This window comes from Nitrospira sp. CR1.1 (assembly GCA_014055465.1).
Taxonomy (GTDB): domain Bacteria; phylum Nitrospirota; class Nitrospiria; order Nitrospirales; family Nitrospiraceae; genus Nitrospira_A.
In genome coordinates this window covers 112,165-135,151 of sequence record WIAF01000007.1, presented here as the reverse complement: position 1 = coordinate 135,151, position 22,987 = coordinate 112,165, and the positions used below count along the sequence as shown (strand labels likewise).

Here is a 22,987-nt window from a genome sequence, read left to right as displayed (position 1 = left end):
ATTATCGAGTTCCCAGCGGTGCGGTGACCGTGATGGCTCCGGCAAGATCGCCTTCCTTATGCCCCTCCTTGGGATAACCGGAGATGTCGAGATCACCTTTCGGTTCACCATGGCAGGACAGGCAGTCCTTGGCGTAATAAATCGGCATCACCACCCGTAAGGTGCGTCCCTCATCGGTCAACTCGCTCACATAGGCCTCAGCCCTGGGCCTCGCGGATAGCCATGTCAGCACCGATGCTTCGTACTCGTCGGGCTCGTTTTTCGGATTCCGGGCATGAATGGCTGTCTGCTTGAGCCGCACGTGCGCGGCCTTCGAAAATCGCGCTGACGCCTGGCTGCCGTAGGTGGCCGGAATAAAATTCTTATAGCCGATGCCGCGCTGATTGATGACCACCTGCGCGTCGCGTACGACCTCCCGGCTGGCCTGGACCAACGCCGGCAGGAGCTCCTTGGCCAGCGGCGGAACGAGAATGGACACCGGCGCCGTGGGCAGCGCCGCCAGGTCGATCCCTGTCTTTACGTGAAACTCCCGCACCAATTGCTGCTCGAATAATTCCGGCGTGAATCCTTTTTCCCCCTTGTGAGGATCGTCGATCAACGACTGGTTGCGCTCGATGACGGCGCGCCCGGATTCCAGGAGTTTCGCCAGGAGGCGCGCCGTTTCCTCCGCCTCGGCTCGTTCGACCGCCATGCTCACCGGAGGATGCACGGTCATCAACAGCACAACTGCAGCCAGAAACCATGCTGCGCGACGTCTCATGATCGTTCTCCTCTCCCTGCTGTCATGACCCGGACCTGCTGCGGCAAGCGCCCTGGATATAGTGGGCCGCCATTTTTTCCACATCGAAGGGCAATCCCTCCAGAGAGGCTCGCCGGGGAAAGGCGTACTCCTCTTCAAGCCAGCGTGTCCGCATCTCGCCCAGACGGCCTGACTCGTCCAATTTCAACAGTAGATCATTCACCAGCCACCGCAGGCGGTAACTTTCTTCCGCTACAACGACCCCATAGTCAGCTTTAGTCAGAAACAAGGGTCGGCCGCTTTCATGGGTCAGGAGAGACCAGTCCTTGCGAACACGTTTCACCATATACTCCAGCACCGGTTGGGCGCCGAGAATGATGTCGATGCGCGGCTCGGTCTGCCCATCGGCATATTCGAACGCCGCGGGCAGGGAATCGCACACGATCAGCCGGTTGGCGCCCCCGTTCGCCTCGGCATAGTAATACGCGCTGGTTTCATCCTGTACCGCAATCGTGAGCCCGTCCAACGCATGGCTCGTAGCCGCCAGCCGGTCGGCCGCGGGATGCCTCGCCTGTTCCTGAACATTCACCCGCACCCGCTCCAGCACCGCCGCACTGGTGGTAATCCCGCTGATGCCGCCGCCGTAAAAATACGGGAGGGAATAGGCGACTCCGGCGCGGGAAGGGGCGGGAGTATTCGTCGCCACGGCCGACACAAACCAATCCAAATGCCCCTCATTCAAGAGCCGGAACAGGTCCCTGAAGCGCACGAGATGCAAGACGGGGATCACCGGTTGTCCGCACCGCCGCGAGAGTTCGTCGGTCATGGCCCGGGTCAGTTCGACATCGAGCCCCGTTACGCGAGCTCCTTCGTCCGTCCAGATCGTTGGAAAGACGAAGGGCCGGAACGGCTCCATCGCCAGGCCGACCTGGACACGCCCGCGCTCGCAGATGATATCGACTTTGCTGCCCGTGACCGGCCAGACCCGTTCAACCGCATCGATGAGCAGCCCGCAGCCGGACAGCAGCAGGCAAAACAGGGCCGGCCAGCCCCTCCTGCACCAGGACGACTTGTTTAAAATCGCACACCTGTCAGGAATACCCATTGCTGCGCCTGCCCTGCGTCCCCTCGAAAATCCACCCCGTATTGACTGTACTGCACACTGATATCGACCGAAAGACTCTGCGCGACCGGAAATCGCACGCCAACCTGGCCGCCGATTAAGTGGCCGGGCGCATGGTTTCCGGGACCGGGCAGGACGCCCCCGGCGAGCACGCCGACGTAGGGCACCGCCCGGTCCTCCAATGGTCCGAACAGCACGTGGCGGATGATGCGGCTGATCGGTTTGTGTTTCGGGAAATCCAGGATGTCGATGAAATTGTTCCAGCGAGGATTAAGAAACAGGGAATGCTGGTCGGTCCTGAATTCCTGCGTGTGAATACTGAAGAACTGATAAATGGCCCGAACCTCGACATTGCCATAGCGTAACGCCGTGATTCCGAGTTGCACGCCGATCTCACGATCATCCGGTGCGAACGTCTGCTGGCGCAGCATCACATCGACATTAAAGGGCCGGATGGGAAATTCGAGCACCGCCTCCTGAGCGATCACCGGCGTCACGGACAGCAGCCAGGCCCCGGCCATCGCAGCCAGCCGGCAGATCAAGGCCCTCCATGTTTGCCCCGTGGCGCCCGTCGTCCGCATGACAGATCTTGGCGTGAGGGTAGTCCAGTCTCTGGGATCGGTCACATCGTTGCATGCGCGGGTTAACGATCGGCCGGAGAAGGCCCGGCGGAAATGCATGACTTCATGATCTCCACCTCACAGCGCGCACCCTTGAGCGTAGGACGCCGCGCTGCCGCGAGCAGCTCCTCCGGAGTCACCGCGCCGCTCACCACATCAACCAGGGCATGGTCAGGAACGCTCTCCACATCCACGCGGGTGACGCCTGGGACTTGCGCCAGCTCCGCAGCGATAGTCCCGCGGGAAGAGAGACAGCCTTGGCCGGATAAGAAGAGCGCCACTCGCTCGCGCGAGGTGTCGGCATTGACCGGACTCGCGAGGCACCCGACGGACAGGAGTAAGCAGCTCAGCGTCATCCCAGGACATCGCATCGGCATCCCCCAAAAACCACGATCCGTGACTGAATGGTGTCGGCATCATGTTCTCTCAGAGTAACCGGCCGGCCCGATCGGGCCGGCCGGATCATTTCGCCCCAGGCCGGGATTACTTGGCCGGCAATTCCCACGGCACCATCGGCATTAACGGCGCCGGTTTCGCATCCGGCCCCGCCAGCAACACCGCAATCGCGCCGCGCAACGCACCCGTCAAAGAATGTGTGACGAGCGGATAGGCCCCGGCGGATTCCACCACGACATCAAAGGTGGCCGCGCTACCCGGTCCCACCACGTACGTTTGCACGCCTTTCAGATTATTGGCGGGATTACCGCTCTCGTACACGTTGTCCCAAATCTCACCGATCGGATGGAACGAGGAAAACTCGTTCGGGCCGGCGTTGACGAAATAAATGCGCACACGCTCTCCCGGCTTGGCATCCAGTTTTCCTCCACCGGTGACGAACGGGTGATACTTGAAGATACCGCCGTTGAACAGCATGCCGTCGTACTTGCGGTCGAACATCGCCTGGACGTCATTCGGATTTTTGTAGAACTCCGACTGCACCAACACATATTCCCGATCCGCCTTCGGCCACACTGTGGCATCTTTCGGATCCACAATGATCGCCCCGAACATGCCGCGCGCGACGTGTTGGATCATGGGCGGAGCCCCGCAGTGATAGAAGAACACGCCCGGCTTCTTCGCCGTGAACGTGAAGCTGATGGTTTCACCGGCATTGATCGCTCGATAGTTTTTCAGGAAATCGATTTCCGCCGCATGGAAATCCATGGCATGCGGATTCTTGTTGGTCTCCGGATTGGTCAATGTGAAATTGATGGTATCGCCTTCCGTCACCCGCACGACTGGGCCGGGGAACTGCCCGTTGAACGTCCAGGCGGCATATTTTTCGCCGCCGCCGTCGATGACGATATCCGTCTCCACCGCGGTCATCTGGATATCGTGGGTCTTCGCCTGAGCCGAAAGCGCCATCCCTGCCACTAACCCCAGGGCCATGCCCATGCGCAATGCCGCCTTCATCCGTCCGCCCTTGTGTTCATGGTTCTCTCTACGTGGTTGCATCGGTGCCTCCAGATCCCTCGGGTTGACTTGGCGCCCGGGAACGCGCTGCTCCCGGATCCACATTCGTCACGCTCGAATGCTGCGCCTCTTCCTGCACCATACGGGAAAACATCGTCAATAAAACATGACAATTGTCATGTTTTGAAAAAATAGACCCATTGTCGTGAAAACAATTACGTGGAGGCGAGGAGTCTGAGCCTGGGAAGATCCCGGATGACGAGGCGGGCAGCCGTTCCGGACACCAACCGGTCTTTCTTAAACCGCGCCATGATCCGGATCGCGGTTTCGGTGGTCACGCCCACCATGTTCGCCATATCCTGACGCGTCAGCCGAACGGTCACCCGAATCCCGTTCGGCTCCTTGATGCCGCTGCGTTCGGCCAGGTTCGCCAACAAGGAGGCTAATCGTTGATCGGCCCGGTCAAGGGCGAGCACCTTGGCCTTTTCTTGGGCTTCGTTGAGCCGGTTTCCCAGATACCGGATAACTTCCATCGCGGCATCGGGATTCGCCCGCAGCATCTTGAAGTAGGCCTCTTTTTTCATGCGGAGCACACTGACATCGCCCATGGGCTGGGCGGTCCCCGGATGATAGGCTCCGTCGAACGTCGCCGCGTCGCAGCAGAACAAATCACCCGGCATCAGGACTTTGAGCGTGCACTCCTTTCCGTCGAGCGACGACTTGACGCACTTGACCGATCCTTCCTTGACGATGTGGAAGTATTCCGTCGGATCGCCCTCGCGGAAGATATACTCGCCCTTGCCGTAGCGGGTTTCGGTCATCTCGCCCAGGACCTTCTGGCGATCCTGGGCGCTGAGAATCTGGAGCAGAGGAATCTGAGTCAACGCGGCAGGCGCGTCGGGGCCGGACCGTTCAGCGGTGGGCGGCTTTGGCGATGTCTTTGGCTGCTTCGACAATCGAACGCACTCCAATTCCGAAATGATCCACGAGCTCATCCGGTTTTCCGCTGCGCGGAATCTCCCGGATGGCCAACTTGCGAACCGTCACGCCCTCGGACGCCAATGCGCTCAACACAGCGTCGCCGATGCCGCCGTGCGCATAATGATCCTCGACGGTCAGGAAGCGGCCACCCGTAGCCCGCGCGCAGTCGATCAAGGCGGCCTGATCGACGGGCACGATACTGTACAAATCCACCACGCGGGTGGCAATGCCGGCCGCCTTCAGCTGGTCGTGGGCCTTGAGGGCTTCGAAGAGCGTGACACCCGCGGCGACAATCGTGAGCTGATCGGCGGCACTCTGCCGAAGGACTTTGGATCCGCCGATTCGGAACGTCTCATCCCCGCCATAGATCACCGGAGTTTTGGGACGACCGGCGCGCAGATACACCATGCCCTGATGGGCCGCGGCCGACTCCATTAATTTGTACATCGACTGGCCGTCGGACGGGTAGAGCACGGTCACGCCGGGCTGGGTCGACATCATGGCCAGATCTTCGAGCCCCATCTGCGACGGGCCATCCTCGCCGATACTGACACCGACATGAGTCCCCACCAGTTTAATGTTCGACTGGCTGATCGCCGCCATGCGAATAAAATCATAGGCCCGCGTGAAAAATGCGGCGAAGGTCGCGACGAAGGGAATCTTGCCGCAGGCGGCAATGCCGGCCGCAGCGCCCAACATCGTCTGTTCGGCGATAAAATTTTCGAGGAACCGGTCCGGAAACCGCTTGCCGAATTTGTCGCTATAGGTGGAGTTCTTCACGTCCGCGTCGAGGGCAACCACCTGCGAATTTGCCTCCCCCAGCGCCAGAAGCGCGGCGCCGAATGCTTCCCGCGCCGCCACCGCATCACCCAGCTTGTACGGAGCAGGAGCCATCGCTCCCTTGGTCGCGGAAGCCGTTTTGGCCGCGGTCGGCAACGAAATCTGAGGCTGGATCGAGCTGGGTTTCAACTGACGCGTCAATTCGTCCAGCGCCTTTTGAGTTTCTTCGCCCTTCTTCAGGGGTTTCCCATGCCAGTCCGGATGATCTTCCACAAAGGAAATGCCGCGCCCCTTGAAGGTCTTCGCCAGCAGCACCGTCGGCCGCCCCTTGGTTTTGGCGGCCTCTGCGAACGCCGCCACCAGGGCGCCGATATCGTGACCGTCCACCACGATGGCATGCCAGCCGAACCCGCTCCAACGAGCGCGGTAGGCCGCCATATCATGCTGCAGCATCGTCGGATCGCTTTGGCCCAAACGGTTCACGTCCACGATCGCGCAGAGATTATCCAGCCCCGTTTGCCGGGCCACATCTGCCGCTTCCCAGACCGACCCCTCGACGGATTCGCCGTCGCCCATCAAGACATAGGTGCGGTAGTCGGTCTTATCGATCGCCTTCGCATTGAACGCGAGACCGACACCGGCCGGCAGCCCCTGGCCCAACGACCCGGTCGCCATGTCCACGAAGGAGAGGCGGGGAGTCGGATGACCTTCGAGATCGGAGCCGAGCGTGCGCAACTTCAGCAATTCCGCCTTGGGAAACAAACCCGCTTCCGCCCAGGCCGCATACAGCAGGGGCGCCGCATGGCCCTTGGAGAGGACAAACCGGTCGCTGTTCGGCAACTTCGGATTCTTGGGGTCATACCGCATGACGGAGAAAAACAACACCGCAACAATGTCCGCGGCAGAGCAACAGCTGGAGGGATGGCCGCTCCCGGCTTCGCTCGTCGCCTTCACGCTGTCGATGCGAAGGGTGGTCGCTTTATTGGCCAGGGCGGTCAACAGATCAGGGGTTGCGGTGGAACCAGAAGAGGAAGTCATGCGCGATCCTTTCACGATGGGAGCCGATGAATCTGGGTGACCTGAACGACAACGGGAGAGAGAGACCCCTCTCGATGGCACGAAGCTAACAAATGGCATGCAGGGAGTCAATGAAGCCATCCCTCTCCCACTCAGGCTCGTCTCAGGCATAGAATTCTTGACACGGTAGGACCAACTCGTTAAGATCGGCTCGCCTTTAACGCTCATCCTGTGAGGTGGGTAAGGAGCTCATGACTATGATGCACGGCCCAAGCCGTCGGACAACCCGCACCTTCTCGTCCACTCCGGAGGAGAAGGTTTTTTTGTGCCCGCCGCTGATTCGCCACCTATGACGACAGAACCGACAACAGGCAACCGGCAGGAGCACGTCGTGATGGACGCGGGTGATATCGCCCGCGCCGTGACTCGCATCGCCCATGAAATCCTGGAACGGAATAAAGGGATTCACGACCTCGCATTGGTCGGCATCCGGACAGGAGGGGTCCATCTGGCCCATCGACTCGTGCGCCGCATCCATGACATTGAAGGCACGCAGATTCCGATCGGCGAACTGGATATTACGCTCTATCGGGACGACCTCTCGCTGCGCAAGGATCAACCGATCCTCCGCACCACTTCCGTGCCGTTCAAAATATCCGACCTGAAGGTGGTGCTCGTCGACGATGTGCTGTTTACCGGCCGGACCATCCGCGCCGCCATGGACGGATTGATCGATCTGGGGCGGCCGGCGGAAATTCAATTGGCGGTGCTGGTCGATCGCGGCCACCGGCAGCTACCGATCAAAGCCAACTACATCGGAAAAAATATTCCCACCTCGCGCGACGAGGCCATTGAGGTCCATCTCGAAGAAAACGGGGAAGAGGACCGCGTGGTCATCCTCAGGGCGTAACCGGAGACATTGTCGTGGGGCTCAAACGAAAAGACCTGCTCAGCCTGAGCACCCTGTCGGCTACCGACATCGCCTTGATCCTGGACACCGCGGATTCCTTCAAAGAAGTCTCCGGCCGGGAAATCAAGAAGGTGCCGGCCCTGCGGGGCAAGACCGTGGTGAATCTCTTCTTCGAGCCGAGCACAAGAACCCGAACGTCCTTTGAGTTGGCCGCCAAACGGCTGAGCGCCGATGTCATCAACTTTTCGCCCTCGTCCAGCAGCGTGGTCAAAGGCGAAACGCTTCTGGACACCGCGCGGAATATTGAAGCCATGCAGGCGGATATCATTGTGTTGCGACATTCTTCCGCAGGCGCGGCGGAGACCCTGGCGCGGGGGGTGAAGTCTTCGGTCATCAATGCCGGCGACGGGTGGCACGAACATCCGACGCAGGCCTTGCTCGACCTCTATACCATCCGCAGCCGGGGCATGGGGTTCGCCGGACTCAAGGTGGCAATTGTCGGCGACGTCGCGCACAGCCGCGTCGCCCGCTCCAATATTTTCGCCCTCACCAAACTTGGAGCCGAGGTGCGGGTCGTGGGGCCGCCGACGATGATTCCCTTGCACATCAACCAACTCGGCGCGCAGGTGTACTACAACCTGGATGAAGCGCTGCGTGGTGTGCATGTCATCATGATGCTGCGACTGCAACTCGAGCGGCAGGGTCGCGCCTTGTTTCCGACCATTCGCGAATATGCGCGGCAGTATGGACTGACCAACGAGCGGGTGAAACTCGCCGAACCGGGCGCCATCGTCATGCATCCCGGTCCCATTAACCGGGGCGTCGAAATCGCGCCCGACGTGGCAGACAGTCTGTCGTCCGTCATTCTCGATCAAGTGGCCAACGGCGTGGCGGTGCGTATGGGGATTTTGTACCTCATGTCGGGAGCCAATGCCTAGCACGCGATAATGAGCGAGCCATGTCTTCCTGGGATGATGGCCGGGCACGGAGTCACTCGCACAAGAATGTCATGATTCACCTGGTTGAACGGGGGAGCTGAGCAACGCATTATGATCTTGATCAAGGGCGGTCACGTCATCGATCCCGGACGCGTCAACGGCGTCGCGGATGTTCTCATTGAAAACGGGAAGATTTCAGCCGTGGGGCAAACCCTCGCCGCACCGGCCGGCGCGACAGTGATTCAGGCCGCCGGACAGTTGGTGCTCCCTGGCTTCGTGGATCTCCATGTGCACTTCCGCGAACCGGGCTTTGAGTACAAGGAAACGATTCAGTCGGGAACGGAAGCGGCCGTCGCGGGGGGCTTCACCACCGTCTGCGCCATGCCCAACACCAATCCCGTGAACGACAACCAGGCAGTCACCGAATTCATGCTCGAACGGGCGAAGGCGGCGGGCAACGCCAACCTCTACCCGATCGGCGCCATCACGAAACGATCTGAAGGCAAGGAATTGGCCGAGATCGGCGACCTGCGTCGCGCCGGATGCGTCGCGATTTCCGACGATGGGAAGCCGGTGATGAACAGTCTCGTGATGCGACGCGCCATGGAATACGCGCGAGCCTTCGACGTGCCGGTTGTCGATCACTGCGAGGATTTGCATCTCTCCGAAGGCGGATGCATGAATGAAGGGGTGATCTCGACCGAACTCGGATTGCCGGGCATTCCTTCGGCCGCGGAGGATGTGATGGTGGCGCGCAACGTCTCCCTGGCCGAACTGACCGGAGCACGTCTGCATCTGGCGCACATCAGCACCGCCGGCTCGGTCCGCATGGTGCGCGAAGCCAAGGCGCGCGGCCTCAAGGTCACGGCGGAAGCCTGTCCACATCACTTTACCCTCACGGAGGAAACCACGCGCGGCTACAATACGCACGCCAAAATGAATCCTCCGTTGAGGACCAGTCAGGATGTGCAGGCGATCAAGGAGGGATTGCGCGACGGCACGATCGACGTGATTGCGACCGACCATGCGCCGCATGCGACGCAGGAGAAACAACAGGAATTCACCGAAGCCCCGTTCGGCATCGTGGGCCTGGAAACGGCCTTGCCGCTGACCCTGGCGTTGGTCGAAGAAGGCGTGCTCACGCTGGAATCGGCGGTCGATAAGCTTGCGACGGCGCCGGCAAAGGCCTTTAGCCTCAACGCCGGCACCCTGGCCGCCGGCGCTCCGGCCGACGTGGCTATCGTCGATCCCACGCTTGAGTGGGAAGTGGATCCGGCGCGGTTCCGTTCTAAGAGCCGGAACACGCCGTTCGCCGGGTGGAAGGTCAAAGGGCGCGTCACCACGACGATCGTCTCCGGGCGGGTCGTCTACGAACTCGACCGCCCCGGGCGGCCGGCGTAGGAACAGACGATTGTGCGGCAAGGATTAATCGCCTGTGTCACCTGCGAGATGTTGGCCCTGGCCGTCTGGATCGGCGGGCTTCTGGTGCTCGTGGCAGCCGTGATTCCCGCCGTGTTCAACACTTTCGGCGGGCAGGATACGGGCGGGTTTTTTTTGACTCGCGCGTTCGACGGGTACAATCGGCTGGTGCTCGGCGCAGCGGCGATCCTGATCGCCGGCATCCTCTGGCGCGCCTGGCTGTATCAACAAGGACTGGCGGATGAGGCCATCACTAGAACCGAATGGTTGCTGCTCGGCGCGATGCTGCTCACCGCCGGTGTGATCACATTTGTGCTGCACCCTCAGGCGGCCGCCTTGCAAGCGCAGGCCTTTGCCTCCAAAGGCGAAGAGGCGAGGAAAGCCGCCTTCGAGGCGTTCTTTCAGCTACATAAACCGGTACGGGTGCTGTATATCCTGAATGTGGGGCTCGGTATCGCGCTGGTGACCCTGCGCGTGCGATCCTGGATCCGAGTGAAGGAGTGATCGTGAAGAAAGCGATTCTTGCGCTCGCCGATGGAACCTGGTTCGAAGGACGAGCTTTGGGCGCGGAAGGGGAGACCGGCGGTGAAGTCGTGTTCAACACGGCCATGACCGGCTATCAGGAAGTGCTGACCGATCCCTCGTATCGCGGGCAAATCGTCACCATGACCTCTCCACAGATCGGCAACTATGGCGTCACACCGGAGGACGTCGAATCAAGGAAAATCTGGGCCGAAGGGTTCGTCGTCAAGGAGTCCAGCCGTCTGGCGAGTAACTGGCGCGGCAAGGCGACGCTGCAAGAGTATCTGCAGGCGGCGAATATCGTGGCGATAGAGGGCATCGATACCAGAGCTCTCACCAGGCACTTGCGCGAACGGGGCGCCCAACCGGGAGTCATTTCCCACATCGATCTCGACCCCCGCCGCGTGGCGGAAAAAGCCCGGCAGGCGCCGAGCATCATCGGGCGTGATCTGGCAGCGACCGTCACCTGCGAACTTCCTTATCCCTGGACGGAAGGAACGGGTGATTGGGCGCCGAAGATCACGATGCCGGAACAGGGCGCCGCACAGGCCACAAAAAAAACCTGGCGCGTCGTCGCCTACGATTTCGGCGTCAAACAGAATATTCTCCGGCGGCTGGTCGATGTCGGCTGCGAGGTCACCGTGGTGCCGGCCTCGACTCCGGCGAAGGAGGTGTTGGCCCTGAAGCCGCAAGGGTTGTTCCTCTCGAATGGTCCCGGTGACCCGGAAGGTGTGCCCTACGCCATGACGGCGCTCCGTGAGCTCATCGGCCGCGTGCCGATTTTCGGCATCTGCCTGGGGCACCAATTGCTGGGGCTCGCGCTGGGATTTTCCACCTACAAACTGAAGTTCGGTCATCATGGCGCCAATCATCCGGTCATCGATTTGCGCACGAGAAAAGTGGAAATCACGTCTCAGAATCACAACTTTGCCGTGCGGTTCCCCGGTAGGACACCGGCCACCGGACAGGACCTGCCCGTCGTGGACACGCCGTTCGGGCGCGTGCAATTGACGCACACCAGCCTGAACGACGGATCGGTCGAAGGCATGCGCTGCCTGGATCGCCCCGTCTTTTCGGTGCAATACCATCCCGAAGCGTCTCCTGGCCCACATGATTCCGCCTACCTATTTGAACAATTTGTCACATTGATGGAGACACACCATGCGTAGGAGCCTGTCCGACATTGACCGCTCTGCTGCGGCGAATGACCTGCGACCATCTGCGTCGTTCTCGGCCCTCAAAAATCCTCAATGTAATTCTGCGAATACACTTCCGGTTTTTTCCGGCCTGCGGCCTCGCACCTGGCCGCAGCTCCTTCGCCTCGCTACGAAGCGCAACGTCGGTCAGGCTCCCGGCGTCTGGCAGCTCTCGACCGGTCTTGTGGTGCTGGCCCTGGCGCTGATGCAAGCCGCCTGCGTCACGATCAATCTCCCGCCGGGTCCCGGCGCCCTGGAAGAACACAAAGTCAGCGGCACCGGCAAGGACAAGGTCCTGATGATCGATGTGTCTGGCGTGATCAGCTCAGAAAACAAGGACGGATTCTATTCCTCGCCAGGCATGCTGGCTACCGTGAAGGAAGAATTGGAACGTGCCGCCAAAGACGAACGCGTCAAAGCGATCGTGCTCCGGATCAATAGCCCGGGAGGGACCGTCACGGCATCCGACATCATTTATCACGAACTCAAACACTTCAAGACCAGCCGGAAAATTCCGATCGTCGCGTCCATCATGGATGTGGGCGCCTCCGGCGGCTACTACATTGCGGCCGCCGCCGATGCCGTGCTGGCCCATCCCTCATCGGTCACCGGCAGCATCGGCGTCATTATGCTGACCGTGAATGCCAGGGGATTGCTCGAGAAAGTCGGCGTGGAAACCAATGCCGTCACCTCCGGTCCACGCAAAGATATGGGCTCCCCGTTCCGGGCGATGCTGCCGGAAGAACGCGCGATTTTCCAAGGCGTGATCGATGGCTTTTACCAGCGATTTCTCCAGGTCGTGCAGGAAGGACGCCCGGGGTTGACCGGCGAAACCATCAAGAAGCTGGCCGACGGCCGGATTTATTCCGGCGACCAGGCCAAATCCTCGGGGCTGGTCGACGAGATCGGATACCTCGACGATGCGATTGAGCTGGCCAAGAAAAAAGCCGGATTGCTGGAGGCGAAGGTCGTGACCTATCGCCGGCCCGGCGAATATCAGAACAATGTGTATTCGCGGCTGGTTGCCCCGGCGCCCAGCCTTGCCAGTCTGGCGAACGTGGATCTGCTGTCGGTCGTGCGAGGCGGATCGCCGCAATTCATGTATCTGTGGATGCCTTGAGGCGGTGAGTTGCTTCCGTCGCCCGGTGCTGATTGAATGGAATAGACGTGATGTATCCGTCAGACCAACATTCAATCGAAACGCTGCTCAAGACGCCGATGGGGCGACGCTCGGCGCTCGCGCTGGGGGCGCGCGCGGCTTCGCTGTTGGCCAGCGTCATGGGGATTGGCGCAACGATGGGCTTGCTGCAATCGCTCGGCGGCTGTCAACGAGCGCCCGGCACGGCGCGCGACCAATTCATTTATCTGTCGGAAGAAAAAGAAATGGCCATGGGCCTCTCGGCCTTTCGGGAGGTGCTCAGGCAAGCGCCCTTGAGCGACAACCCGGAGCTCAACGAGATGGTGCACCGTGTCGGCAACCGCATCGCCAAGGCGGCGAACAAACCGGAATACCAATGGGAATTCGCCGTGATTCAGGACGATCGCACGATCAACGCGTTCGCGCTGCCAGGAGGCAAGGTCGCGGTATTCACCGGAATTTTGAAGGTAACCAAGAACGAAGACGGACTGGCGACGGTCATGGGTCATGAAGTGGCGCATGCGCTCCAGCGCCATGGGGCGGAACGGATGAGTCGCGGCATTCTCGAACAAATTGGGCAACTGGCCGCCTTGGGCGCCGGCGCCGCCGTGGGACGGCCGGATGCGGCCATGGCCGCGATGACCGTCTATGGCGTCGGCGTCTCCCTGCCCTTCGACCGCCGCCAGGAATCGGAAGCGGATTTTGTCGGCCTGCGCCTGATGGCCGAGGCGGGGTACGATCCGCGCGAAGCGGTGGCGTTCTGGGAACGGATGAGCGGCTGTCCGCGCGCCATGATCAACAAGCTCTGTTTCCGCTCGCAGCAGGCGATTCCGGAGTTCCTCTCGACGCATCCGTCCGATGTCACCCGCATCAACCAGATCGAGGCCTGGATCCCCGACGCCATGAAACACTATCATCCCGCAGGAAAGGCCCCGGCAATCCCGTCCGGTCCGATCCAACCCTACCGGCCGCCGGTGGGGCCCATGCCAGAGGCGCCTCTGCCAACCGGCTAACTTCTTTTATTCGAGGTCAATTGTGCCACGACGGACAGACATCCGCTCCATTCTCTTGATCGGCTCCGGCCCCATCGTGATCGGGCAGGCCTGCGAATTCGACTATTCGGGAACCCAGGCGTGCAAAGCGCTCAAGGAGGAGGGGTACCGCGTCATCCTGATCAACAGCAATCCGGCCACAATCATGACCGATCCGGATTTTGCCGACCGGACCTACATTGAACCGATCACGCTCGACGTGGTGGAAAAGGTCATCGAAAGCGAACGCCCGGACGCGCTGTTGCCGACCATGGGCGGGCAGACGGCCTTGAATACCGCCATCGGGCTGGCCAAACGGGGCGTCCTGGAAAAATACGGAGTACAGCTAATTGGGGCATCGATCGAAGCCATCCATAAGGCCGAGGATCGCGACGCGTTCCGGCAGGCGATGTGGAAAATCGGCCTGCGCGTACCGGATAGCGGCGTGGCCACGTCGCTCCAAGAAGCCGAAGAAGTGGTCCGGCGCGTGCAGTTCCCGGCGATTGTACGGCCATCATTCACCATGGGCGGAACCGGCGGCAACATCGCCTACAACATTGAAGAATTCCGGACACAGGTGGAATGGGGCCTGGCCATGAGCCCGGTCCGCCAGGTGCTCGTCGAACAGTCCGTCATCGGCTGGAAAGAGTTCGAGCTCGAAGTGATGCGCGACCTGAAAGACAACGTGGTCATCATCTGCCCTATCGAGAATCTCGATCCGATGGGCGTCCACACCGGCGACAGCATCACCGTGGCGCCGGCACTCACGCTGACCGATAAGGAATATCAGATGCTGCGCGATGCGGCCGTGCGCATTATTCGCGAAATCGGCGTCGATACAGGCGGAGCCAATATTCAGTTCGGCATGAACCCGGTGAACGGAGACATGGTCGTGATCGAAATGAATCCACGCGTCTCCCGAAGCTCAGCCCTGGCGTCCAAAGCGACGGGATTCCCCATCGCAAAAATTGCCGCCAAGCTGGCCGTCGGGTATACCCTGGATGAAATCACGAACGACATCACCGGCGTGACGAAAGCGTCCTTCGAACCGACCATCGATTACGTCGTCGTGAAAATTCCCCGCTTTGCCTTCCAGAAATTCCCCGGCGCCGATCCCACGCTGACCACCCAGATGAAATCGGTCGGGGAAGTCATGGCGATCGGGCGTACGTTTAAAGAATCGCTGCAGAAGGCGATCCGTTCCATGGAAGTCGATCAGTTCGGCTTCAGTTCGAAGATGGGCCTCGATCTCGGCGTGCCGCCGACGCTCGATCGCGAAGAGGCGGCGGAACAGGTTCGCAAGGCCGTGCGCACACCGCTCCCAGACCGGCTGTGGCGCCTGGCCGACGGCATGCGTCTCGGCATGACGAATCAGGAACTCTTCGCCCTGACCAAAATCGATCCCTGGTTCCTGGATCAGATTCGTGAAATCGTCGAGTTCGAGCCGCGCCTCGTGGCAGAACGCGGCAGGCTCGGCGACCCTGGCCTCCGGCCGGACCTCCTCGTCGAAGCGAAAGAATTGGGCTTCGCCGACGAACGCCTGGCTCAATTGCTGGGAGTTCCGCAAGGTACGGTTCGACGTTGGCGCTTGGCCCTGGGACAAGGCAGCACCCCTCGCAGCGTAACCTACAAGCGCGTCGATACCTGCGCCGCCGAGTTTGAAGCCCATACGCCATACCTCTATTCCACCTATGAGCGCGAGTGCGAGGCGCGCCCGACCGACAGGAAAAAGGTCGTGATTCTGGGCGGCGGACCAAACCGGATCGGGCAGGGGATTGAGTTCGACTATTGCTGCGTGCACGCCGCCATGGCGTTGCGCGAGGAACAGATCGAAACTATCATGGTCAATTGCAATCCGGAAACGGTCAGCACGGACTATGACACCTCCGATCGCCTCTACTTCGAGCCGCTGACGGAGGAAGATGTGTTGAATATCGTGGCGCGCGAACAACCGATGGGCGTGGTGCTCCAATTCGGCGGGCAGACGCCCCTGAAACTCGCGCTCTCCCTGTCACGCGCCGGTGTCACTATTCTGGGCACAAGTCCGGATGCCATCGACCGCGCGGAAGACCGCGCGCGGTTCCGCGACCTCCTCGATACACTCGGTTTGCGTCAGGCGGAAAGCGGGATGGCCCATTCCGTCGATGAAGCCTTGAAGATCGCCGCCGACATTACCTATCCCGTGATGGTGCGGCCGTCGTATGTCCTTGGTGGACGGTCGATGCAGATCGTCTACGACGAGGCGGGACTGCTCCACTATATGAATACGGCGGTCAAGGCGTCGGAGAAACACCCCGTGCTGATCGATAAGTATTTGCGCGATGCCATCGAAATCGATGCCGACGCGATTTCCGACGGCACGACTGTGGTCGTGGCGGGCATCATGGAACACATCGAGGAAGCCGGTGTGCACTCGGGGGACTCGGCCTGTTCCCTTCCGCCCTATACGCTCGACTCCGCGACGATCGAAGAAATCCGCCGTCAGATGACCGCGCTGGCATTGGAACTCGGCGTGATCGGACTGATGAACGCGCAGTTCGCCGTGAAGGATCAGACCATCTATGTGCTGGAGGTCAATCCGCGCGGATCGCGCACAGTGCCGTTCGTCAGCAAGGCCATCGGCGTCCCGCTGGCCAAACTGGCCATGAAGGTCATGGTCGGCAAATCGTTGAAGCAATTGAATTTCATGACGGCCCCCACACCGACGCATCTTTCCGTCAAGGAAGCCGTGTTCCCATTTACGAAATTCGCCGGCGTCGACGTCCTGCTCGGCCCGGAAATGAAGTCCACCGGGGAAGTGATGGGCATCGACAGCGATTTCGGCTGGGCATTCGTCAAATCCCAAGCCGGCGCCGGCGCCATCCTGCCCACCTCCGGCACCGCATTTCTCAGCGTGAAAAGCGAGGACCGCGCCGGGGCCTGCGACGTCGCCCAACGGTTGGTCGCGCTCGGATTCCGGATCACCGCCACCTCCGGAACGGCTGCGTATCTGACCGAGCAGGGGATGCAGGTGGATGTAGTCAACAAGGTGCAGGAAGGGCGGCCGCACATTGTGGACCATATCAAGAATGGCGATGTAGCCCTGGTCGTCAATACCGTGCGGACGGCATCCGCGCAGACCGACTCCTTATCCATTCGACGCGAGGCCTTGCACAAAGGCGTGCCGTACTACACCACGATGCGGGGAGCCCTGGCCGCCGTCATGGGGATCGAAGCGCTGCTGAAAAAGGGGCTTGCCATTCGAGCATTGCAGGAGTATCACCGGGTGAATTGAGCGAAGGTCCTGACAGAGGGACAATTGACAACAGGTTCCAGGAAGGACATACATATCGAAGACTTTCCTGAACGCGAGGTAACCGGTGTGACGACCGAAAGGCGCGACCGGAAGCCGGTTTCAATGGTCATCGGGGGGAAGATATGCCGACACCGATCACGAAAAAGGGATACGAAGCGCTGAAAGCCGAATTGGACCGACTCCATAAAGTGGAACGTCCGCGCGTCATCGAGGCGATTGCAGAAGCGCGCGCACATGGCGATCTGAGCGAAAATGCCGAATACGATGCCGCGAAAGAGCGGCAGGGGTTTATCGAGGCGCGCCTGGCGGAGTTGAAGGGGAAACTGGCCGACTGCCGGATCATCGACATTGCCGGCCGCACCAGCGACACCGTGGTGTTCGGCGCCACCGTCGTGTTGATCGAACAGGAAGCCCAGGCCAAGAAGCAATATACCCTGGTCGGGCAGGATGAAGCGGACCTCAAGTTTTCCCGCATTTCCGTTCAATCCCCGGTTGGCCGGGCACTCATCGGTAAGCGGGTCGGGGACCTGGTAGAGGTGACGACTCCCGTCAAGGTGGTGGAATACGAAGTGATGGAAATCCGTTTCGAGGAATTGTAGACGTCATGGTGTCGCCCGCACCTTTTTCGCGCTCCTTCCGCGCCAGATTTCGTTCGCATGCCGGGGCCGGGTTGATGTCATGCCGGTAACCATTCCCCTGATCACACTGTTGACGGATTTCGGCGACCGCGATTATTTCGTGGCCAGTGTGAAGGGCGTGATCCTCAACATCAATCCTCAGGCGCAGATCGTGGATCTCTCTCATCACGTCACGCCGCACGATGTGGCGGATGCCGCGTATCTGCTCAAATCCTGCTATCGCTATTTTCCGGATGGCACCATCCATGTCGCGGTCGTGGATCCCGGCGTGGGCACCGCCAGGCGGCCGCTGCTGGTATCGTCCTCGCGCTACGTGTTTGTCGGACCGGACAACGGCCTGTTCACCCACATCTATCAGGAAGAAACGGGCGTCGAAGTACGACACCTCGAAAACCGGCAGTACCGGCTGGACTCGGAAGGCGCCACATTTGACGGGCGCGATCTCTTCGCCCCCGCCGCCGCCTGGTTGACCAAAGGCCAACCGATCGGTTCGTTCGGCCGACTCGTCCCCAATTACGAACGTCTGCCGATTTCCGAACCGGCCTGGGACAAACATGCCATGGCGGGAGAGATCGTCTATATCGATCGGTTCGGCAATCTGATTTCAAATCTCACCGCCTACCACATCCGGGAAGTCCGCGGTGTCACCAAACGCTCCGACCCATACATTCGCATCGGCGGCCTGACGATCGACCGTCTGGTGCATACCTACGGGGAAGGTTCAACCGATGCCCCCCACGCTCTAATCAACAGCAACGGATACGTTGAGGTGTTCCTCAAGGAAGGTCGTGCGGCCGACCGGTTACATGTGGCCAGAGGCGCGCGAATCGAGCTCAGCTGACCCACGGCATCTTCAATCCCAGTCAGGCTCCTTCTGCGACCCATTCCGATCTCCTGGAATTGACAGTCGAAAGTGGCCGGTGTTTTAATAAGATTGTGCGCTCGCAGGCCGGTATGCATGACGTGGCCACCACGGAATAGGCTGATTTTCCGTGCATATTTGGTCCAGCATATGCCAATCGCCCCATTCCCGATGGTCCTGCGTCCCGCCCTTACCGTCCCTGCAAAATGGTATGAGCTGTCATGAGGGATTTATGCCGGCAGGACAGCATCGAGCGGACCCGGCACCACGAGCCAGGACTGTGGTCGAACGACAGATCGACCGATATGACAGAAGAGGAAACCGGGTTTCATGAAACGATCTCTGCGACATGTGTCTGTCATTCTCCTCGGCCTGACCCTGGTGGCCTGCACAAGGCCGGATCCCCCGGCGCCGGCCGCCAAACAGGTTCCGCCCTCAGTCGTCGCCGGCCGCCAACCGGATATCCAGACGATGCGCATCGATGCATCGACGTCGCAGCCAGGCTTGACCCTGTCGGCCAGAGTGACGTATGCGGAGGACGGATTCTCGAAAATTTCCTCACCCCTTCAAGGTCCGGTGCTCGACGTGCGGGTCAAACTCGGCCAGGCGGTCAAGGCCGGGGACATCCTGATGGTCATCGACGCCGCTGATATCGCTCGCGCCTACGCAGCCTATGTCGAGGAAATTTCGGAGTTGGGGCTGGCTGAACGGAACTATGAACTGACCAAGGATCTGTACGACGCTCAAGCCATGGCTCTGAAGGATCTCGAACATGCGGAAAACGACCTGAATCGCGAGCGAGCCGAATTCAAGCAGGCGAAGGAACGACTCCTCTCCCTGCGGGTGCCGTCCGCCGAACTCAGCAAGCCGCTGGCGCAACAGCAGATTACGTCGCGTTTCGAGCTCCGGAGCCCATTGACGGGCACCGTCGTGGAACGCAATGTGACACCGGGGCAAATCGTCGGGACCGCTTCGGACCAGCCGCTGTTCACCGTAGCCAATCTGGATCGGCTCCAGGTGGTGGCGGATGTGTATGAGCACGACCTCTCTGGCATCCAGGTCGGCGCGGTCGCGGCCATGACGGTCGAAGCCTATCCGGCCGTTGAATTTCCGGCAAAGATTGCCGTCATCGGCGATGTCGTTGATCCGGCGACCAGGACGATCAAAATTCGCGCCACCGTCTCAAATCAGGATCGCCGGTTGAAGCCGGAAATGTTTGCCCGACTCACGGTGGCAGGCCACACCATGCGCCCGAAGATTGTGATTCCCAAACAGGCGGTGTTGGAACGATCCGGGAGGCAATGGATTGTAGTGGAACTCGAACCAGGCCGATTTGAGGAACGCCCCGTGACCATCGACAGCGTGACGGACAATCAGGTGACGATTCGGGAGGGAGTCACGACGGGAGAACGCATCGTCCTCAGCCCAGCATCTCTCAACCACCTCGCTGCCAGCGACACCTCAGCCGGTGGGGCCTAGGACGAACAAGAGGCTGACGAGGAAGCCCTGCCTCTCCTATAACGCCGCGACGAGAATCCGCACCAAGCCCGACAAATCTTCGGTATCCACTCCCGCCACTGCCCGATTTGTCGTGTTGGTATACGAAGCTTCCAGTGAAAGGGTGGTCGGGTGTCCGTAAATCGGATTGAGATGGAACGCAAACATCCCCCGGCCCACAATACTCTCCGTTTCAATCAACCCGTCGCTCGACTTCGTGCTGGTGTATCCGCCTATCGCGCTCACCAGTAATCGCTGGCTTTGTTTGTACAGCAGGGACACGGACGCCATCGGCGTCTGAATCTTCGCGCCGGACCAGCTCTGCGTTTCCGAACGGTAGCTGAGCGTCGGAGCAAGGGTCAGGGTATTGAGCGGACGATAGGCCGCGACTAGGGTCTGGGCGAAGGCGGTGGATTGGGCGCCCCCCCGCATTTCATCATTCGTCAGGATATAACTCGATGAGAGCCTGGCATTCCAGGTCAGGCCCGTATAGGTCAAAGCCGCTTCCATGCTGTTACTCTGACTACGCTGAGGGGTCATTCCTGCAGGAATGAAACTGCTCGCCAGGGCGCTCCGAGCATAGGTCAGGCTGAGCTCAGGCCAAGCCGGCTTCGCCAACGCGATGCCGATACGGTTGACGTTCTGTTGAATGCGCGGCCGGTTCGGCTCCAGATCCACATTGTTCCAGGTCTGGCCAGAGGAACTGCGCAGCTTGGCAATTCCCAGCCCCCATTCAGCCCACATTTCCCGAACGGTCTGATCCGGCGAGTTGAAGAAGGCTTTGCCCGCCGATCGATAATTGATGCCGTATCGTACCGTACCGTTGGTGCCGGTCAGCGCCATGCGGACCATGCGTTTGGCGCCATCATCGCGTTGATCGATGCGTGAGGTGAGGCCGGCATCATTCGTCGCGTTGTTCGCCACTTCTCCTTCTGCCGTCAGCTGCCCCTTGATCCAGGTGGAACTGGCGCCAACGCCCTTTGTTTGAGGCCGTTCGGAATCAGGAACCAGATCCTTCAACCGGGTGGACGTCGACGGCGGCGCAAACGACGTCGCCTGAAAAGACGTATGCAAGACCGGAGAGGCGATCGAAAAAGGAATGGCGGCGCTACCCGATTCGCGCGCGGTGTCGCTGAATTGGATGCGTTGCAGCAGCAGGTCCGACTCGTGTGGGTCTGCAGCGAGCACCGTCAACGGGAGGGTCAGAACCAGGAGCAGCGCCCAGACCATCCGACCGGATATCATGACAGGCGGCTCGCCGGAGCTATCGCGTAACACAGCATGAAATCAAGTCTAGCACTCGAATTTCAGCTTCCGGCGCGATCTTGGCCCTGCACAAAAAACGTCGGCGCACTGTTCCAGCGTGAACACGTGCAGGACGCGGCCCATGAACGGAAATCAGCGGTAAGGACAAGCAGTTCTACGTGGAGGTGGGAAAACTCTCGGTCGTCTCGCGAATCGCCCTGTGCAAAATTGCCACCATCTTGGTGAGCTCACGAGGCGAGATGGAAAGGGGAGGGACGAGCGTCATGACGTTGCCGAGCGGCCGCAGCAACAATCCGCGGAGCCGGCACGCCTGCGCCACACGATGCCCGATGCGATCTTCGAGCGGATAGGGAGTTTTCGTCTCACGATCTTGCACCAATTCAATACCGACCATGAACCCGCATTGGCGAATGTCGCCCACATGCATCACATCGGCTATGGGCTTTAGGAGCCGGGCCAGCAGGCGAGACTTCTTCCGCACCTGCGCGAGGGTCTGTTCGCGCCGGAAGATGTCGAGATTGGCCAGGGCGACTGCGCAGCCTAAGGGATTTCCGGTGTAGCTATGGCCGTGAAAGAACGTCTTCCATTCCTCATACCGTCCCAGGAAGGCGCGATAGATGTCTTCCGTCGCCAGTGTCGCGGCGAGCGGCATATACCCGCCGGTCAACCCCTTGCTAATCGCCATCAGATCCGGAGTCACCCCCTCGTGCTGACAGGCGAACATCTTCCCGGTCCGTCCGAATCCGGTCGCCACTTCGTCGACGATGAGCAGTACGTTGTAGGCAGTGCAGATCTCGCGTATACGTGCTAGGTACCCTGGCGGGGCCACCATCATCCCGGCTGCCGCCTGTACCAACGGTTCAAGGATCACCCCGGCCAATTCGCGATGCCGGGTCTTCAGGAGAGTCTCGAGCGGATCGATGCAGGCCATGCCACAAGCCGGGTAGGTCAGGCCGAGCGGGCAACGGTAACAGTAGGGCGGCTCGACCTGATGCGTGGGAAAGAGGAGTGGCTTGAACCGCCCGTGGAAGAGTTCAATGTTGCCCACACTCACGGCGCCCACCGTGTCGCCGTGATAGGCCATCTTCAAATGGGCAAAGGACTGCTTCGGTCCCGCCGTTGGCTGGATTTGTTGCCAATATTGCACCGCCATCTTGAGCGCCACTTCGACCGCCGTCGAGCCGTTGTCGGAATAAAACACGCGGCGAAGGCCCTTCGGCGCAATCCGGATCAGTTCCCTCGCCAGGCGAATGGCCGGAGGATTGGAGAGCCCCAGGAATGTCGAGTGTGCGATCCGTCGGAGCTGCGCCGTGAGCGCGCGATCAAGATGCGGATGCCGATGCCCGTGCAGGTTGACCCAGATTGAGGAGGTGCCGTCGAGATACTTCCGACCCTCCGTATCGATAAGATAGGAGCCCTGGCCCTTCTCGATGATCAGCGGAGTTTCGGCTTCCCACTCCTGCATCTGCGTGAAGGGGTGCCAGAGATACGTGTGATCCCAGGCGGCCAGCGGAAGACGGGTGGATGTTCGTGTCATGGGATGACGGGGCGTGATACAACAACTGCGCGGCAGGAGCGCGTCTGATGCATGACTCGCGGCGC

Annotated in this window: 20 protein-coding genes; 11 read left to right on the top strand and 9 right to left on the bottom strand. The window is 60.5% G+C overall.

Annotated elements, in window-relative coordinates; all coding sequences use genetic code 11:
- Position 1: 1 nt before the first annotated feature.
- The 7 genes from GDA65_13580 to GDA65_13550 all read right to left on the bottom strand — a co-directional run bounded on the left by GDA65_13580 (position 2) and on the right by GDA65_13550 (position 6,694).
- Positions 2–844 (bottom strand): DUF3365 domain-containing protein, encoded by an 843-nt coding sequence (locus tag GDA65_13580; protein MBA5863721.1) that lies wholly within the window; start codon positions 842–844, stop codon positions 2–4.
- A complete protein-coding gene (locus GDA65_13575; GenBank protein ID MBA5863720.1) occupies positions 783–1,844 on the bottom strand; it encodes a transporter substrate-binding domain-containing protein in 1,062 nt (353 codons plus the stop codon). Before GDA65_13575 ends, GDA65_13580 begins: the two co-directional genes overlap by 62 nt.
- Positions 1,814–2,443: a hypothetical protein gene (locus tag GDA65_13570; GenBank protein ID MBA5863719.1), complete on the bottom strand. Its 630-nt coding sequence runs from the start codon at positions 2,441–2,443 to the stop codon at positions 1,814–1,816. The genes GDA65_13575 and GDA65_13570 overlap by 31 nt, the downstream gene beginning before the upstream one ends.
- A gap of 62 nt (positions 2,444–2,505) precedes the next feature.
- Entirely contained in the window at positions 2,506–2,838 is a 333-nt protein-coding gene (locus GDA65_13565; protein MBA5863718.1) for a hypothetical protein, read from the bottom strand.
- A gap of 127 nt (positions 2,839–2,965) precedes the next feature.
- The gene (locus GDA65_13560) at positions 2,966–3,895 is read right to left on the bottom strand and encodes a multicopper oxidase domain-containing protein (protein MBA5863717.1); all 930 of its coding nucleotides are present in this window, start codon (positions 3,893–3,895) and stop codon (positions 2,966–2,968) included.
- Between the two features lie 215 nt (positions 3,896–4,110).
- Positions 4,111–4,890 carry a cyclic nucleotide-binding domain-containing protein gene (locus GDA65_13555; GenBank protein ID MBA5863716.1) on the bottom strand — a complete coding sequence of 260 codons (780 nt, stop codon included), beginning with the start codon at positions 4,888–4,890 and terminating at the stop codon, positions 4,111–4,113.
- Positions 4,808–6,694 carry a transketolase gene (locus tag GDA65_13550; GenBank protein ID MBA5863715.1) on the bottom strand — a complete coding sequence of 629 codons (1,887 nt, stop codon included), beginning with the start codon at positions 6,692–6,694 and terminating at the stop codon, positions 4,808–4,810. The genes GDA65_13555 and GDA65_13550 overlap by 83 nt, the downstream gene beginning before the upstream one ends.
- A gap of 328 nt (positions 6,695–7,022) precedes the next feature.
- Between GDA65_13550 and pyrR the strand changes: the two genes are divergently transcribed.
- The 11 genes from pyrR to GDA65_13495 all read left to right on the top strand — a co-directional run bounded on the left by pyrR (position 7,023) and on the right by GDA65_13495 (position 20,101).
- On the top strand, positions 7,023–7,583 hold the full coding sequence (gene pyrR / locus GDA65_13545; protein MBA5863714.1) for a bifunctional pyr operon transcriptional regulator/uracil phosphoribosyltransferase PyrR: 561 nt from the start codon (positions 7,023–7,025) through the stop codon (positions 7,581–7,583).
- 14 nt (positions 7,584–7,597) lie between these two features.
- Positions 7,598–8,521 (top strand): aspartate carbamoyltransferase catalytic subunit, encoded by a 924-nt coding sequence (locus tag GDA65_13540; protein ID MBA5863713.1) that lies wholly within the window; start codon positions 7,598–7,600, stop codon positions 8,519–8,521.
- A gap of 108 nt (positions 8,522–8,629) precedes the next feature.
- Positions 8,630–9,922 (top strand): amidohydrolase family protein, encoded by a 1,293-nt coding sequence (locus GDA65_13535; protein ID MBA5863712.1) that lies wholly within the window; start codon positions 8,630–8,632, stop codon positions 9,920–9,922.
- Between the two features lie 12 nt (positions 9,923–9,934).
- Entirely contained in the window at positions 9,935–10,444 is a 510-nt protein-coding gene (locus GDA65_13530; GenBank protein MBA5863711.1) for a DUF4149 domain-containing protein, read from the top strand.
- 2 nt (positions 10,445–10,446) lie between these two features.
- Positions 10,447–11,631: a glutamine-hydrolyzing carbamoyl-phosphate synthase small subunit gene (carA, locus tag GDA65_13525; GenBank protein MBA5863710.1), complete on the top strand. Its 1,185-nt coding sequence runs from the start codon at positions 10,447–10,449 to the stop codon at positions 11,629–11,631.
- A complete protein-coding gene (gene sppA, locus GDA65_13520; GenBank protein ID MBA5863709.1) occupies positions 11,624–12,778 on the top strand; it encodes a signal peptide peptidase SppA in 1,155 nt (384 codons plus the stop codon). The genes carA and sppA overlap by 8 nt, the downstream gene beginning before the upstream one ends.
- Before the next feature lie 41 nt (positions 12,779–12,819).
- A complete protein-coding gene (locus GDA65_13515) occupies positions 12,820–13,809 on the top strand; it encodes a M48 family metalloprotease (protein ID MBA5863708.1) in 990 nt (329 codons plus the stop codon).
- Between the two features lie 22 nt (positions 13,810–13,831).
- Positions 13,832–17,101 (top strand): carbamoyl-phosphate synthase large subunit, encoded by a 3,270-nt coding sequence (carB, locus tag GDA65_13510; protein MBA5863707.1) that lies wholly within the window; start codon positions 13,832–13,834, stop codon positions 17,099–17,101.
- Between the two features lie 143 nt (positions 17,102–17,244).
- The gene (gene greA, locus GDA65_13505) at positions 17,245–17,721 is read left to right on the top strand and encodes a transcription elongation factor GreA (protein ID MBA5863706.1); all 477 of its coding nucleotides are present in this window, start codon (positions 17,245–17,247) and stop codon (positions 17,719–17,721) included.
- Positions 17,722–17,800: 79 nt separating this feature from the next.
- Positions 17,801–18,601 (top strand): hypothetical protein, encoded by an 801-nt coding sequence (locus GDA65_13500; protein ID MBA5863705.1) that lies wholly within the window; start codon positions 17,801–17,803, stop codon positions 18,599–18,601.
- A gap of 351 nt (positions 18,602–18,952) precedes the next feature.
- Positions 18,953–20,101, top strand: a complete 1,149-nt coding sequence (locus tag GDA65_13495; protein MBA5863704.1) for an efflux RND transporter periplasmic adaptor subunit — start codon at positions 18,953–18,955, stop codon at positions 20,099–20,101.
- 36 nt (positions 20,102–20,137) lie between these two features.
- On the opposite strand, the gene GDA65_13490 is transcribed toward GDA65_13495, so the two are convergent.
- Both GDA65_13490 and bioA read right to left on the bottom strand, forming a co-directional pair.
- Positions 20,138–21,364 (bottom strand): hypothetical protein, encoded by a 1,227-nt coding sequence (locus tag GDA65_13490; GenBank protein MBA5863703.1) that lies wholly within the window; start codon positions 21,362–21,364, stop codon positions 20,138–20,140.
- 175 nt (positions 21,365–21,539) lie between these two features.
- A complete protein-coding gene (bioA, locus tag GDA65_13485; protein MBA5863702.1) occupies positions 21,540–22,922 on the bottom strand; it encodes an adenosylmethionine--8-amino-7-oxononanoate transaminase in 1,383 nt (460 codons plus the stop codon).
- Between the last annotated feature and the right edge of the window lie 65 nt (positions 22,923–22,987).

Excerpts from the sequence above, each read along its gene's own strand:
- sppA (MBA5863709.1), top strand. The coding sequence starts at position 11,624 with ATGCGTAGGAGCCTGTCCGACATTGACCGCTCTGCTGCGGCGAATGAC.
- GDA65_13495 (MBA5863704.1), top strand. The coding sequence starts at position 18,953 with ATGAAACGATCTCTGCGACATGTGTCTGTCATTCTCCTCGGCCTGACC.
- GDA65_13565 (MBA5863718.1), bottom strand. The coding sequence starts at position 2,838 with ATGACGCTGAGCTGCTTACTCCTGTCCGTCGGGTGCCTCGCGAGTCCG.
- GDA65_13490 (MBA5863703.1), bottom strand. The coding sequence starts at position 21,364 with ATGATATCCGGTCGGATGGTCTGGGCGCTGCTCCTGGTTCTGACCCTC.
- GDA65_13550 (MBA5863715.1), bottom strand. The coding sequence starts at position 6,694 with ATGACTTCCTCTTCTGGTTCCACCGCAACCCCTGATCTGTTGACCGCC.
- pyrR (MBA5863714.1), top strand. The coding sequence starts at position 7,023 with ATGACGACAGAACCGACAACAGGCAACCGGCAGGAGCACGTCGTGATG.
- GDA65_13570 (MBA5863719.1), bottom strand. The coding sequence starts at position 2,443 with ATGCGGACGACGGGCGCCACGGGGCAAACATGGAGGGCCTTGATCTGC.
- GDA65_13580 (MBA5863721.1), bottom strand. The coding sequence starts at position 844 with ATGTGGAAAAAATGGCGGCCCACTATATCCAGGGCGCTTGCCGCAGCA.
- GDA65_13575 (MBA5863720.1), bottom strand. The coding sequence starts at position 1,844 with ATGGGTATTCCTGACAGGTGTGCGATTTTAAACAAGTCGTCCTGGTGC.
- bioA (MBA5863702.1), bottom strand. The coding sequence starts at position 22,922 with ATGACACGAACATCCACCCGTCTTCCGCTGGCCGCCTGGGATCACACG.
- GDA65_13500 (MBA5863705.1), top strand. The coding sequence starts at position 17,801 with ATGCCGGTAACCATTCCCCTGATCACACTGTTGACGGATTTCGGCGAC.
- GDA65_13555 (MBA5863716.1), bottom strand. The coding sequence starts at position 4,890 with ATGAGCTCGTGGATCATTTCGGAATTGGAGTGCGTTCGATTGTCGAAG.
- greA (MBA5863706.1), top strand. The coding sequence starts at position 17,245 with ATGCCGACACCGATCACGAAAAAGGGATACGAAGCGCTGAAAGCCGAA.
- GDA65_13560 (MBA5863717.1), bottom strand. The coding sequence starts at position 3,895 with ATGAAGGCGGCATTGCGCATGGGCATGGCCCTGGGGTTAGTGGCAGGG.